The sequence below is a fragment of the Glutamicibacter sp. NPDC087344 genome (genome assembly GCF_044744225.1).
GTDB lineage: Bacteria > Actinomycetota > Actinomycetes > Actinomycetales > Micrococcaceae > Glutamicibacter.
Genome location: NZ_JBIUXY010000008.1, coordinates 54,913 through 67,785, shown reverse-complemented (window position 1 = coordinate 67,785; position 12,873 = coordinate 54,913). Strand labels below are relative to the sequence as shown.

Genomic DNA, 12,873 nt, shown 5'->3' with positions numbered 1-12,873 from the left:
GTGGAACACGTCGGGCAACAGATAGAGTGAAGACATGGTTCATAAGCGTAAGAGTGAAGAAAGTGCTCGTGCTGGGGGGCGGATCCACGTCGAGGCGAGCTGGCCCGGAAAAAAGTCCGAGGAACAGCTGGATCGTTACCTGCTTGAGAGCCCACAGCCGGATGTAACACATACCGACGTATGGCGTGTGCTGCGTATCCAAGCCGAATTTGTCAGCGGTTTTGGCACCTTGGCCGGCACCGGCCCAGCGGTGGCAGTGTTTGGTTCCGCGCGGACCGATCCGGAAAGCCGGTACTACAAACAGGCATACCGGGTGGGCGAGCTGCTCGCGCAGGCAGGGGTTACCACGATTACCGGCGGTGGTCCGGGGACCATGGAAGCCGCAAATAAGGGTTCGGCGGAATCCGAAGGCATTTCGGTGGGCCTGGGAATCGAGCTGCCTTTTGAGACGGGCTTGAACGCCTGGGTTAACAAGGGCATTAACTTCCGTTACTTCTTTGTGCGAAAAACAATGTTCGTTAAGTACTCGCAGGGTTTTATCGTCTTGCCCGGCGGCTTTGGCACGCTGGACGAGCTTTTTGAAGCGCTTACTTTGGTGCAGACGCAGAAAATCACCAGTTTCCCCATTGTTTTGCTGGGAACCGAGTACTGGGGCGGCCTGGTGCAGTGGCTCAAGGACACGGTAGCCAAGGAACGCTGCATTTCCGAAAGCGATCTGGATTTGTTCACCGTGACCGATGATCCCGACGAAGCCGTGCAGATCGTGCTGAACGCCAGCCGCGTCGCGGCTGACCGTGAGCGAATGTCCGAGGGATAGTTGAATGCCATTTGTATTGATAGTTCTTGCCCTGCTCGTCATCGGCGGCACGGCTTTGCTGCTCTCCGGTCGCCGGCGGAAGGTCGAAGCCGGACGCCATTTTGAATTGACCCAGGAGCCAATTATGGGTCTGGTGGAGCATGAAGCCTCGTTGCCGCCGGTGCTTTTGCCGGAGCACCCAAGGGCCAGCGACATCGACAAGGTGCGTTTTTCACTTGGCCTGCGAGGGTACCGTTGCGATCAGGTGGACGACACGTTGGATGTGCTGTCTGCGGAGATTTCCCGCCTGGAAAATGTCATTCGTGACATGGAGTCTCGGCGTGTGATTAGCGACACGGCAGAAAATTCGCAATAATAATAGATAAGTGGCCCCTAATCAGCGAAGAATTAAGTCTGAAGATGGGTCAGGCAAGCGGTTGCACATTGGGTTTGGAAACTGCCGGGTGTGCTGGCCACGGACGAAGGGAATTGCTTACATGGCTGCGATGAAGCCACGCACCGGTGACGGTCCGATGGAGGTCACCAAGGAGGGTCGAAGCCTGATCCTGCGGTTGCCGATTGACGGCGGTGGACGTCTTGTTGTCGAGCTGAACAACGATGAAGCAACGCAGCTGCGCAACTGCCTGGTGGAGGTCACCGACTAGTCATAACAAGCGGTTTTGAACCGGCTGAAACAAGTAAGGACCGACGATTCGTCGGTCCTTTTTGTGCGTGCCGGTGGCTCCTAGCGCATGCGTGCCGCAGGCAGAACCGACGCAATAAACAAGCCCTGTTCACTGGGCAGCAGATGCGTCTGGAGCTTGGGGTCCTCGCGCAATAAACGCAACGCATCTCGGGTCGCCACGGTCGACGGGCGCCGGACCGCAGGCTTGGACAGCCGGTGATCGTCATAGGCATTGTTGATGATAATGACTCCATGCGGCCCCACCAGCCGTTTTGCTTCCGCGACGTATTCCAGCAATAGCTCCGCTCCGGCATCAATGAGCACCAGATCGTATGCATGGTCGGTCAGGCGAGATAGTACGTTTTCCGCCCGCTCATTTATGATGCGCACGTGAGCCGACGGCACCCCGGCCTCACGCAATGACTGGCGCATGGCGTTGGCGTGTTCCAAATTGGACTCGATGGCAGTGAGGGTGCTGTCGGCGCCGAGGGCTTCCAACATTGCCAGCGAGGCAACCCCGACACCGGGACCGATCTCCACCAGGTTATGCGGCTGGCGCAGCGAGCAAATGAGCTGAAGCATCGAACGCCCTGCCGGATCGATGCAACGCACCCCCAAATCGGCTGACCGCTCACGAACCTGTGCCACATGTTCCTTCTCGTGGACCTGGGTCTGGGTAAAACTCCAGCTCGCAAGAAGTTCTGGATTCATCGAAGGCATGGGAGGCAGGTCCTAGGGATCGCGCGAAGTGGGACAACATCAATGTTACCCACAAGATGGGCAGCGGCGACCCGAACTTGATACCCTGCGCGCAGGCGATTCTTAGCTGTAGCTCAGCTTCGGCCCACATACTTTAAGTGTGAATGATGCACAAAATGACTCAGTAGCCACCCTGGCAGTCGCAGAGACTGCGGTTCCGTCGTGGGATCAGATGGTTCACGATCATGGAGAACGTGTTTTCCGTCTGGCCTACAGGCTCACCGGAAACCGTCAGGATGCCGAAGACCTTTCGCAGGAGGCCTTCGTTCGGGCTTTCAAGGCCTTGGACAAGTACACGCCCGGAACCATGGGCGGATGGCTTCACCGAATTACCACCAACCTCTTTCTCGATCAGGCGCGCCGGAAAAGCAAGATTCGTTTTGACCGGTTCGCCGAAGGATCCGAGGACCGACTTCCCGGTGAGGTGCTCTCCCCGGAGCGTTACTTTGAGTTCAACAACCTTGATGTGGATGTGCAAGCAGCCCTCAAGGCGCTGAGCCCGGAATTCAGGGCAGCAATCGTCCTGTGTGATATGGAAGGGTTCTCCTACGAGGAGGTTTCGCAGATTCTGGACGTGAAACTGGGCACGGTACGCTCACGCATCCACCGCGGACGCGCCATGCTGCGTGATGCGCTGGCGCACCGCGATCCGTCCAACCGGCCAGCCAAAACAATGTCCCTGCCGTTGCTTCCGTTGGGCCGCCGAGCCGCCGCCTAGGCCGGGACATCGGATGAACTCGGCAGCGATGGCTTAGTTAGTTGAAGTCGGACAGGGTAATCTTGGTTCTGTGGAATTTCTAGGTATCAATGGCGGCGAGTTCATCGTTCTCGCCATTATCGCGGTCGTAGTTCTGGGTCCCGAGAAGCTTCCCGAATATGCCAAAAAACTGGCGAATCTGGTTAAAGAAATTCGCCGCATGGCAAACGGCGCCAAGGAGCAGCTTCGTGAAGAGGTTGGCGATGAGGTTGCCGACATGGATTGGCGCAAACTCGATCCCCGGCAATACGACCCGCGGCGCATCATCAAGGAAGCGCTCATCGATGAATTCGACGATGCGGTCAACGTGGCCAAGGGCAAACCCTCAACCATCCAGGCGCCTCCTCCGGTTCGCACGCCCGTAAGTACCCAGGCCAGCACCCAAGAGCCACTGAGACTCAACGAGAGCGCTCCGTTTGACGACGAGGCAACCTAGGCCACTACCGGTCCCGCACACCACCAAAAAAATCCCTGATGCGCCAGTTCATCCGAACCGGCGCAGCAGGGATTTTTTGTCCGTGCGCGACAAGGCACTTGGTGGGCCGGTTAGTTGACCGAAAGCGGAAGGGAGCGCCCTGCCAGCCCGCGCGGCCGTCCGCCCAGTGCTGTTGCCACAGCCGCCAAGGCCTGAGCCGCGGGGGAGTCAGGTGCGGAGAGCACCACAGGGATACCTTGATCCGAACCTTCGCGCAACACCTCTTCCAGGGGAACCTGCGCGAGCAGCTGTACCGGGTAACCCAACTGGGAGCCTAGGGACTCGCTGAGCCTTGCCCCGCCGCCAGAGCCAAAGATCTCCATCCGGCTGCCGTCGGGCATCTGCAGGTAACTCATGTTTTCCACCACCCCGATGACCTTCTGGTTGGTCTGCAACGCGATGGTTCCTGCCCGTTCGGCCACCTCCGTTGCGGTGGACTGCGGGGTGGTGATGATCAAGAGCTCACTGTTGGGAAGCAACTGGGACACCGAGATGGCGATATCACCGGTACCCGGGGGGAGGTCCAGAAACAGGAAGTCCAGATCCCCGAAATACACGTCGGAGAGGAACTGTTCCAGTGCCCGGTGCAGCATGGGTCCACGCCAGATGACCGGCTGGTTCGAGTCCAGGAACATGCCGATCGAAATGAGTTTCACCCCATGCGCCACCGGGGGCAGGATCATGTCATCGACCCGGGTGGGGTTTTGTGTGGTGCCCATCAGGGAAGGAATTGAGAACCCATGAACATCCGCATCGATCAGCCCCACCTTGAAACCCTTGGCGGCCAACGCGGTCGCCAGATTCGCGGTGATGGAGGACTTGCCCACACCGCCCTTGCCGCTGGCGACCGCAATCACCCGGGTGAGCGACGCAGGGTCCGAAAATGGGGTGCGGCGGCTGGCGAGCTGTTCGCGCAATGCGGCTCGTTGTTCCGGGTTCATCACATCCAAGGTGATGTCCACCTGATCGACGCCGGCCAAAGGGAGCAAGGCGGCGTTAACGTCGGCCTGGATGGTGCTGCGTAGCGGGCATCCGGCAATGGTCAGCAGGACGGTGACCTCGGCTGTGGTCCCTTCAAGATGAACTCGCCCCACCATGCCCAGCTCGGTAATCGGCCGGCGCAATTCCGGGTCGATCACCTGATCTAGGGCCTTGAGCAGCTCTTCGTTCGAACTCACGGTTTGTTGTTCTTTCGGTTGGAATTCTGCGATGGCTGCACCGTGTCCATCAGGCCGGTCTGCGGATTGCTGCCCTTGGACTTGCGTTTGGCACGCAGGTTCAGCTCTTCACCGTCCGCGGTCTCCAGCAACTCTTCAAGCACGTTGCGCAGCTCCGAGCGCACGTAGTCGCGGGTGGCGACATCACGCAAGGCCAAACGAAGGCTGGCCAGCTCACGGGTCAGGTATTCGGTGTCGTACAGGTTGCGTTCGGCGCGGGCCCGGTCCTCGGACAGGGTTACCCGGTCGCGGTCATCCTGTCGGTTCTGGGCGAGCAGCAAGAGGGGCGCGGCGTAGGAAGCCTGCAGTGAGAGCATGAGGGTCAACGCGGTGAAACCGATCGATGCATCATCAAAACGCCACGCTGGCGGGGCAACGGAGTTCCAAATCAGCCAGAACGCGCAGAAGATCGTCATGTAGACCAGAAACTGCGGGGTGCCCATAAAACGAGCGAACTTTTCAGTGGTGGAACCAAACGCATCAGGGTCTGGGGAGAACTTTGGCCAGAAGCGTTTACGGGCAGCAAGGGGAGTGTCCAGGCCACTGTTCTTGCGCTGTTCAGCCATGGTGGTGAACTCCTTTGCTACTGATCTGTGTGGTGCGGAACCGGGCCGTGCCGGTGCCGGGTGAATCGGCGAGCCGATTGATCGGGTTTAGTCTTGAGAACGCCAGTCATCTGGCAGGATGTGGTCAAGCACGTCGTCCACGGTGATTGCCCCAACCAGGCGGCCTTCCTTATTGGTCACCCCGACACTTGTCAGGTTGTAGGTGGCCAAATGGCGTACTACCTCCGAGATGTTCGCCAGGTCAGACATGGGCTCAAGCTCGGTGTCCAGGATGTCGCCCAGCGGCTCGGGTGGGGCGGCGCGCAGCAACGCCTGGATATGCACCTGGCCCAGGTAGCGGCCGGTGGGGGTCTCCAGCGGCGGGCGTACCACGTAGACCGTGGAGGCCAGCGCGGGGGAGAGCTCTTCCATGCGCACCGAGGCCAAGGCTTCGGCCACGGTGGATTCCGGGGTGAGAATCACTGGGACCGGCGTCATCACGGAACCGGCGGTCCCTTCGGGGTACGCCAGCAGGCGTCGCACGTCCTTGGCTTCCTCTTCGTTCATCAGCTCCAACAGCTGGTGTTTGGTTTCCTCGGAGACCTCGGAGAGCAGGTCGGCCGCGTCATCCGGATCCATTTCTTCCAGCACGTCTGCGGCACGTTCGAGGCCCAGGGCGGAGAGAATCTCAACCTGTTCACGGTCCGGCAGCTCCTGAAGCACATCGGCCAGGCGCTCGTCCTGCAGGTGCGCGGCAATCTCCAGGCGACGTTTTTCATTCATTTCATGAAGCGCGTCGGCGAAGTCTGCGGCCTTCATGTCATCGTGGGTGGCGACAAAGGTATCGGCCGACTGCGGCTCGCTCTGGTTGCCGTGGCTGATGTCTTCCCACGAGACCAAAACCTTGTCGCGTTTGCGGCTGCGCAATCCCAGCAGGGACGGTGCGGCGACTCCGCGCTGCACATAGTACTGGTTGATTTCCCAGTCGCCCCGGCGCGTTTGCGTCAGGCCGATGTCTTCGATGACGCCTCTCCCGGAGCCGTCGGTGAAGGTGATGGTGCGGTCAAAAAGTTCGGCAACAACCAAAAGTTCCTGGCCACGTTGCTGGAAGCGGCGCATGTTGACCAGGCCCGAACAGATGATTTGGGTGGATTCCATTGACTGGATTCGTGTCATGGGCACAAAAACACGGCGTTTGCCCGGAACCTCAACCACCACGCCGACACAGGCCGGCGGTTTTTTGGGTCCGCGCGAGACCACCACGACGTCGCGCAAGCGCCCCAGGCGGTCGCCCAGGGGATCGAAGACGTCCAGCCCGAGCAACCGGGCGACGAAGATTTTAGACACTTGTGAGCTCACCTTCCTAGGTTATCGTGCTCGGTGCCTGTGCGCGGTGCGCGGTGACACACTTGCGCGGTTGATTCTTTCGCCCTGAGTGATCCCGGCTTCACTACTGGGTGCAAACACAGCAATACCGTGCACAATATAGATATGACCTCGCCACAAGGAGTAAATTCGATCAGCACCAATGGCTTGCCGCGCGGTGAGCTGCTGGGGCGTTACACCAGTTATCTCGATGCCCAAAAGCTCGTGGATTACCTGGCAGACAACGACTTCCCGGTGGCCTCGGTGACCATCGTGGGCAATGACGTGCGCACCGTGGAACGGGTGACCGCCAAATTGTCCTACCCCAAGGTCGCCTTGGCCGGCGCCGCGCAAGGCGCCATGATGGGTCTGTTTGTTGGCCTGCTGCTGTCATTGTTCAGCGGTGGCAGCAACGGGATCTACCAGATCCTCTCCGCCATTGGGCTGGGCATGGCCATCTGGATGATCGCTGGCGTGATCAGCTATTCAACCCGACGCGGCAAGCGCGACTTTGCCTCGTCGAGCCAGTTCGTGGCCACCAGCTTTGATGTGGTGGTTGACTTTGAGAACGCCCAGGCCGCTAGGACGCTGGCCGCCAAGCTGCCAATGCGCCCGCAGGCCCCGGTCGCGAACGCTCCGGTGCGGCAACCCGCCACCCCTGCGCCGGCCCAGCCGGCCCAGCCGGCCGCTCCAGCCGCGGAGCAAACCCCCGGTCAGCCTGTTCAACCGGCCGGCGCCGCGGATGCGCGCAACGGCCAGTTCCCTGATCTGCCAGATGGACGCCCACGCTACGGGGTGCGTGTGCAGCCAACCCCCGCCGCCGAGCCAACCGCTCCAGCCGCCGAACCGCAGGCTGGCTCCGGGCAGGCACAGCCACCTGCCGCCCCGACGCAGAACCTCGCCGAGGTGGAACCAACTGTTGATCTCGGGGTGCTCCCGGACAAGGAGCAGCCATCCGTTCAGGAGCCGGGCCCCGAGCAGCCAGCTGCACAAGCCGCTGCCCAAACTGCAGAGCAGCCGGCGGCTCAGCCTGAGTCTGATGATTCGGTGCCGAACAAAAACGTGTAGTCGGCATCAGCAACCAGATAGCAAATGGCCTTCGTCAACCCGTAATGGGTGACGAAGGCCATTTGCATTTAACGAAACGGTTAACCGCGCAGCTTGGCCATCCACGCTTCAACGTCATCGGCCGTGCGTGGCAGGGCTGCGCTCAGCGACTCTGCGCCGGTTGCGGTGACGAGGATGTCATCTTCGATACGCACCCCGATTCCACGGTATTCTTCCGGGATCGCCAGGTCTTCCTTCTTGAAGTAGAGCCCGGGTTCGATGGTGAACACCATACCTTCCTTCAGCTCCGCGTCCAGGTACAGCTCGGCGCGTGCCTGGGCGCAGTCATGCACGTCCAGGCCTAGATGGTGGCTGGTGCCGTGCGGCATCCAACGGCGGTGCTGCTGGCCTTCCAGGCTCATGGCCTCTTCCACGGAAACCGGAAGGATACCCCACTGCGAGAGGCGTTCGGCCAGGACACGGGTGGCAATCAGGTGCAGGTCGCGGAACTTCAGGCCGGGCTTGACCGCGGCGAAGGCCGCATCGGCGGCATCCAAGACTGCCTCGTACACGCGGCGTTGCACCTGCGTGTAGGTGCCGGAGACCGGAAGCGAACGGGTGATATCTGCGGTATACAACGAATCGGCTTCAACGCCGGCGTCGAGCAACAGCACCTCCCCCTCGTTCACCGCGCCGTTGTTACGGATCCAGTGCAGGATCGTGGCGTTGTTCCCCGACGCGGCAATGGTGTCGTACCCGAGGTCGTTACCTTCCAAGCGGGCGCGGGCGAAAAACGAGCCCTCGACAATTCGTTCGCCGCGCTCATGGGCGATGGCCCGGTCAAGGTTGCGCACCACATCTTCAAAACCGTTGATGGTGGCGGCCACGGAGGCGCGCAGCTGCTCAACTTCGTAGTCGTCCTTGATCAGGCGCAGCTCGGAAACGAACTCGGCCAGCTCGTTATCCAGCGAATCGGAGGCTTCCAGATCCTGGGAGGTGTTGATGCGGCTGGTGTCCACCAGAGCCTCAACGTTCAGGTCCACCTGGCGGACCAGGCGGATGCGGATGCCACCCATTGCCTGTGGACCGGAGTTTTTGGTGATCGCCAGTTCCAGCTGCTCGAGTGATTCCGTCGGCATGCCGGTGCGCGCAGACATGGTGCTCAGTGTTGGGCGTGGCCCTACCCAGAACTCACCGGAACGGGAGTCCAGGTAGAAGTCCGAGCTATCTCGGCCGGCCATCGGAGCGAAATACAAGGTGGCTGCGTGGTTGCTTCCGTGATCACCTGCACCGTCATCTGTAGGTTCCAAGATGAGCACGGCGTCCGGTTCGTGGTCTACCCCCAAACCGGTCAGGTGGGCGAAGGCCGAGTGCGGGCGGAAACGGTAGTCCGTGTCATTCGAACGGACCTTCAGGGGGCCGGCCGGGATCACCAGGCGTTCGCCGGGGAACGCGGCGGAAAGTGCGGTGCGGCGGGCGGCTGCGTAGCTGGCGGACGGATCTGCATCCGGCAACTGCGAGGTATCGACGGCCCAATTCGAGGCCATGAACTGCTTAAATGAATCTGACGTCGGACGCTGTGAACGGTTGTTGACGCGGTCTTCCAACGGCTGATCGCTGCCTGCTGGCGATGAAACTTGATTGGTCATAACTTCAAGTGTGGCACCAACTGCTGTATGCCGCCAAAGAACGTGTGCACTTTCGATATTCTAGAGAGTATGCGAATCGACCTCCACACCCATTCCAACGTTTCCGACGGTACGGAAACCCCGGCCGAGCTGATTGCCGCCGCTGCCGCCGCGGGCTTGGATGTGGTGGCGCTGACCGACCACGACCAGACCACCGGGTGGGATCAGGCGCGGGCGGCGGCGGTGAAATTGGGGGTTGGGTTTATTCCAGGGATGGAAGTCACCTGCCAGGATTCGCACGGGATCAGTGTTCACCTGCTTTCCTACCTCCATGACCCGAGCTACCAGCCGCTCCTTGACGAACTGGCGATCTCACTGAATTCACGGATCGTGCGGGCCCAGCGTATCGTTGAACGCCTGGCCGAGGATTACCCCATCAGCTGGGAGCTGGTCACCGAGCATTGCCAGCCCGGATCCACCGTAGGCCGGCCCCATATTGCCGATGCACTGGTTAGCGCCGGGGTGGTGGCGCACCGCAACGAGGCATTTGCCAACATCCTTTCCTCGCGCTCGCGCTATTACGTCTCGCATCCGGCCATCAACCCGGCCAAGGCGGTTCGTTTGGTTCGGGAAGCCGGGGGAGTGCCGGTGTTTGCACACCCCAAGGCCTCGTTGCGCGGGCGGGTGGTGCCGCAGAGCACCGTTGAGGACATGATCGCCGCGGGGCTGGCCGGGGTTGAGGTGTACCACCGGGATAATACCGCCGAGGGCAAGGAACAGCTGTTGCAACTAGCGCGCACCCATGACCTGATCGTCACCGGTTCCTCGGACTACCACGGCACCGGAAAACTGAACCGGCTCGGTGAGAATCTCACCGAGCCGGCCATGTTGGAGCGTATTCTGGCGCAGGGCACCGGAACTGAAGCGTCGCTATAGGAAGGTCCTATGCGGTTTGTTTCTCACTGCCCGTGCCACCTGGCTTAACCACGCTGAAAGTGGTGCCTTCGGGCAACCGGGAGCTCATCACGTCGATCGCTTCAGGATTCTGATCGATCAGCACAAACTGGCGCCCCATTTTCGCGGCCACCGCACCGGTGGTGCCGGAACCGGCAAAAAAGTCGAGAACCCAGTCGCCGGGCCGTGAGGAAGCCGCCACGATACGTCGCAGAATCCCCTCGGGCTTCTGCGTCGGGTAGCCTGTTTTTTCCTTGCCGGTGGGCGAGACAATGGTATGCCACCATACGTCGGTGGGGAGTTTGCCTTTTTCGCGTTTTTCCGGGGTCACCAAACCGGGTGCCATGTACGGCTCACGGTCAACTTCTGCGGAATCAAAATGATACTTTTTTGGGTTTTTCACATACACCAAAATGGTGTCGTGTTTCGCCGGCCAACGGCTCTTGGCCCGCGCCCCGTAATCGTAAGCCCAGATCAGTTCGTTCAGGAACGAATCCCGGCCGAAAATCTGGTCGAGCAGCACCTTGACGTAGTGCACCTCCCGGTAGTCCAAATGGACGTAGAGGGTTCCGTCCTCCGCCAAAAGTCGGTAGGCCTCCAGCAGGCGCGGCTCAATGAAGCTGAGGTAGTCATCAAAGGTGTCACGGTAGGAGCGGGCCTGCCCTATTTCGGCGGTATAGCTTTTGCCCTTGAAACCCACGTGGGTCCCTTCGCCTTCTGCGGCCCGGGTCATGGTGCGCTGCGCCCGGGTTTGTTTGCGTCCGGTGTTGAAGGGTGGATCCACGTAGATCAGGGTGAAGCTTTCATCGGGCATGCTGGCAAGCGCCGACATGTTATCCCCATGGAATACCGTGTTACCGGCGGCCGGGGCCGACGCCGGAAGCGCCGGTTGGATTGCGGTCACCGGCGGGGTCGAATCTTCAGGTAGTGCCTGCACCTGGTTGTGATTCCTTTCAAAGTGCTAAACGGTGGGCGGACTAGTCCTGCGAACCTGATTCGCTGTTTCCACCGGTGCGGCGGCGTGGGCGGCGACGCCGTGGCTTGGAGGCCTCCTGCACCGCGTTATCCTCGGAGGCGGTGTGTGATTCGCGGTGGCGCTCTGCTTCACGTGCAGGTCGGTCCTGGCGGCCCTTTGAATGGCCGTGGCGGGCGCCTGCCTGATCTTGCGTCGCGGTATCCTGCTGGTCGCCGCGTTCGGTCGCCTGGCCGTTCACGGTCCGGGTGCGGGTGCGTGAACCGCTGCGTCGACGCGGGGTGCGCTCACGGTTTTCACGCGGGGTGCTTTCCCGGGGTGAACCGTCGCCTTCGGCGGCGGCACTCTTTTTAGCGCGCGGCAACCGTCCCTTGGTCCCCTTGGGGATGTTCAGGTCGGCGAAGAAGTGCGGCGAGGAGGAATAGGTCTCCACCGGTTCGGGCACGCTGAGCCCCAGGGCCTTGTTGATCAGCGACCAGCGCGGCACCGAATCCCAATCGACAAAGGTGACCGCGGTGCCGGTGTTCCCGGCGCGACCGGTACGGCCAACACGGTGCAAGTAGGTGTTTTCATCATCCGGGCACTGCAGGTTGACCACGTGGGTGACGTCATCCACGTCGATACCGCGGGCGGCCACGTCGGTAGCGACCAGGATTTCCACCTTGCCCGAGCGGAAGGCCTTCAATGCCTGCTCGCGGGCGCCCTGTCCCAGGTCGCCGTGCAAGGAGCCGGCATTAAATCCACGGTCGGTCAGCTCGTCGGCCAGCTTGGCCGCTGAGCGTTTGGTCTGGGTGAAAATGATCGTTTTGCCACGGCCCTCGGCCTGCAGCAGGCGGGCCACCATTTCATCCTTGTCCAGCGAGTGCGCACGGTAGACCAGCTGGCGGATGTTGCGTTTGGTCAGCGAGCCGTCATCATCCGGATCCTGAGCGCGGATGTGCGTCGGGCGGGACATGTAGCGGCGGGCCATGGTGATCACCGCACCGGGCATGGTGGCGGAGAAAAGCATCGCCTGGCGTACCGGAGGCAGGGCCGCCAGCAGGCGCTCCACATCCGGCAGGAAGCCCAGGTCCAGCATTTCGTCAGCCTCATCCAGCACCACGGTTTTGATCTGCTTCAGGTTCAGCACCCGCTGGCGGTTCAGGTCAATCAGGCGTCCGGGAGTGCCGACAATGACGTCGGTACCGGCTTTGAGCGCCGCAATCTGTTCCTCGTAAGGTCGGCCACCGTAGATGGTGGTGATCGAAATGTTCGAGTGCTTGGAAGCCTGGGCCAGGTCGGCGCCGACCTGAATTGCCAGTTCGCGCGTCGGGGCCACGATCAGTGCCTGGGGAGCGCCGGGGAACTGGAGATCCGAGTAACCAGCGTCGCCCTCGCGCAGCACCCGCTGGAGGGCCGGGATGCCGAAACCAAGGGTTTTGCCAGTACCGGTTTTCGCCTGGCCAATAATGTCATTGCCACCCAAAGCCACCGGAAGGGTCAGTGCCTGGATCGGGAAAGGATACTCGATGCCTGCCTCAAGCAGGGAAGCGACGATATCCTCACGTACGTTCAGTTCCGCAAAACTCTGTTGCGGCGCTTCGGTGCCGTTTTCCTCTGGGGTGTCGGCAGCTGGTGCCGTTAGCGTCGTGTCACTCACGATGTCTGTAGTCTCATTTCATGTTGGCATCCC

Annotated in this window: 14 protein-coding genes; 7 read left to right on the top strand and 7 right to left on the bottom strand. The window is 61.0% G+C overall.

Annotated features, from left to right (window positions below; translation table 11 throughout):
• Nucleotides 1-34 precede the first annotated feature (34 nt).
• From ACIOWL_RS14880 to ACIOWL_RS14870, 3 genes are all read left to right on the top strand, one after another.
• Entirely contained in the window at nt 35-817 is a 783-nt protein-coding gene (locus ACIOWL_RS14880; RefSeq protein WP_400386680.1) for a TIGR00730 family Rossman fold protein, read from the top strand.
• Between the two features lie 4 nt (nt 818-821).
• Nucleotides 822-1,172, top strand: coding sequence for a DivIVA domain-containing protein (locus ACIOWL_RS14875; RefSeq protein WP_400386679.1), 351 nt, complete (start codon nt 822-824; stop codon nt 1,170-1,172).
• Between the two features lie 121 nt (nt 1,173-1,293).
• The gene (locus ACIOWL_RS14870; RefSeq protein WP_400386677.1) at nt 1,294-1,461 is read left to right on the top strand and encodes a DUF3117 domain-containing protein; all 168 of its coding nucleotides are present in this window, start codon (nt 1,294-1,296) and stop codon (nt 1,459-1,461) included.
• A gap of 80 nt (nt 1,462-1,541) precedes the next feature.
• On the opposite strand, the gene ACIOWL_RS14865 is transcribed toward ACIOWL_RS14870, so the two are convergent.
• The gene (locus tag ACIOWL_RS14865; RefSeq protein ID WP_400386675.1) at nt 1,542-2,201 is read right to left on the bottom strand and encodes an O-methyltransferase; all 660 of its coding nucleotides are present in this window, start codon (nt 2,199-2,201) and stop codon (nt 1,542-1,544) included.
• 139 nt (nt 2,202-2,340) lie between these two features.
• Between ACIOWL_RS14865 and sigE the strand changes: the two genes are divergently transcribed.
• Together sigE and ACIOWL_RS14855 are read left to right on the top strand one after the other, a co-directional pair.
• Nucleotides 2,341-2,958 (top strand): RNA polymerase sigma factor SigE, encoded by a 618-nt coding sequence (sigE, locus tag ACIOWL_RS14860; protein ID WP_400386672.1) that lies wholly within the window; start codon nt 2,341-2,343, stop codon nt 2,956-2,958.
• 70 nt (nt 2,959-3,028) lie between these two features.
• A complete protein-coding gene (locus ACIOWL_RS14855; RefSeq protein WP_400386669.1) occupies nt 3,029-3,433 on the top strand; it encodes a sec-independent translocase in 405 nt (134 codons plus the stop codon).
• Nucleotides 3,434-3,543: 110 nt separating this feature from the next.
• On the opposite strand, the gene ACIOWL_RS14850 is transcribed toward ACIOWL_RS14855, so the two are convergent.
• The 3 genes from ACIOWL_RS14850 to ACIOWL_RS14840 all read right to left on the bottom strand — a co-directional run bounded on the left by ACIOWL_RS14850 (nt 3,544) and on the right by ACIOWL_RS14840 (nt 6,593).
• The gene (locus ACIOWL_RS14850; RefSeq protein ID WP_400386666.1) at nt 3,544-4,650 is read right to left on the bottom strand and encodes an Mrp/NBP35 family ATP-binding protein; all 1,107 of its coding nucleotides are present in this window, start codon (nt 4,648-4,650) and stop codon (nt 3,544-3,546) included.
• Complete coding sequence (locus ACIOWL_RS14845) at nt 4,647-5,255, bottom strand: DUF1003 domain-containing protein (protein ID WP_400386664.1); 609 nt, start codon at nt 5,253-5,255, stop codon at nt 4,647-4,649. Before ACIOWL_RS14845 ends, ACIOWL_RS14850 begins: the two co-directional genes overlap by 4 nt.
• A gap of 87 nt (nt 5,256-5,342) precedes the next feature.
• Nucleotides 5,343-6,593, bottom strand: a complete 1,251-nt coding sequence (locus tag ACIOWL_RS14840) for a magnesium transporter MgtE N-terminal domain-containing protein (protein WP_400386661.1) — start codon at nt 6,591-6,593, stop codon at nt 5,343-5,345.
• A gap of 132 nt (nt 6,594-6,725) precedes the next feature.
• On the opposite strand from ACIOWL_RS14840, the gene ACIOWL_RS14835 reads away from it, so the two are divergent.
• Nucleotides 6,726-7,667 carry a general stress protein gene (locus ACIOWL_RS14835; RefSeq protein ID WP_400386658.1) on the top strand — a complete coding sequence of 314 codons (942 nt, stop codon included), beginning with the start codon at nt 6,726-6,728 and terminating at the stop codon, nt 7,665-7,667.
• Nucleotides 7,668-7,747: 80 nt separating this feature from the next.
• Here the strand turns inward: ACIOWL_RS14835 and ACIOWL_RS14830 are convergent, their stop codons facing one another.
• Nucleotides 7,748-9,295: an aminopeptidase P family protein gene (locus ACIOWL_RS14830; RefSeq protein WP_400386655.1), complete on the bottom strand. Its 1,548-nt coding sequence runs from the start codon at nt 9,293-9,295 to the stop codon at nt 7,748-7,750.
• 69 nt (nt 9,296-9,364) lie between these two features.
• On the opposite strand from ACIOWL_RS14830, the gene ACIOWL_RS14825 reads away from it, so the two are divergent.
• Nucleotides 9,365-10,210: a PHP domain-containing protein gene (locus tag ACIOWL_RS14825; protein WP_400386652.1), complete on the top strand. Its 846-nt coding sequence runs from the start codon at nt 9,365-9,367 to the stop codon at nt 10,208-10,210.
• Between the two features lie 7 nt (nt 10,211-10,217).
• On the opposite strand, the gene ACIOWL_RS14820 is transcribed toward ACIOWL_RS14825, so the two are convergent.
• Entirely contained in the window at nt 10,218-11,060 is an 843-nt protein-coding gene (locus ACIOWL_RS14820) for a DNA-methyltransferase (protein WP_400387063.1), read from the bottom strand.
• 145 nt (nt 11,061-11,205) lie between these two features.
• Nucleotides 11,206-12,840: a DEAD/DEAH box helicase gene (locus ACIOWL_RS14815; protein ID WP_400386649.1), complete on the bottom strand. Its 1,635-nt coding sequence runs from the start codon at nt 12,838-12,840 to the stop codon at nt 11,206-11,208.
• Between the last annotated feature and the right edge of the window lie 33 nt (nt 12,841-12,873).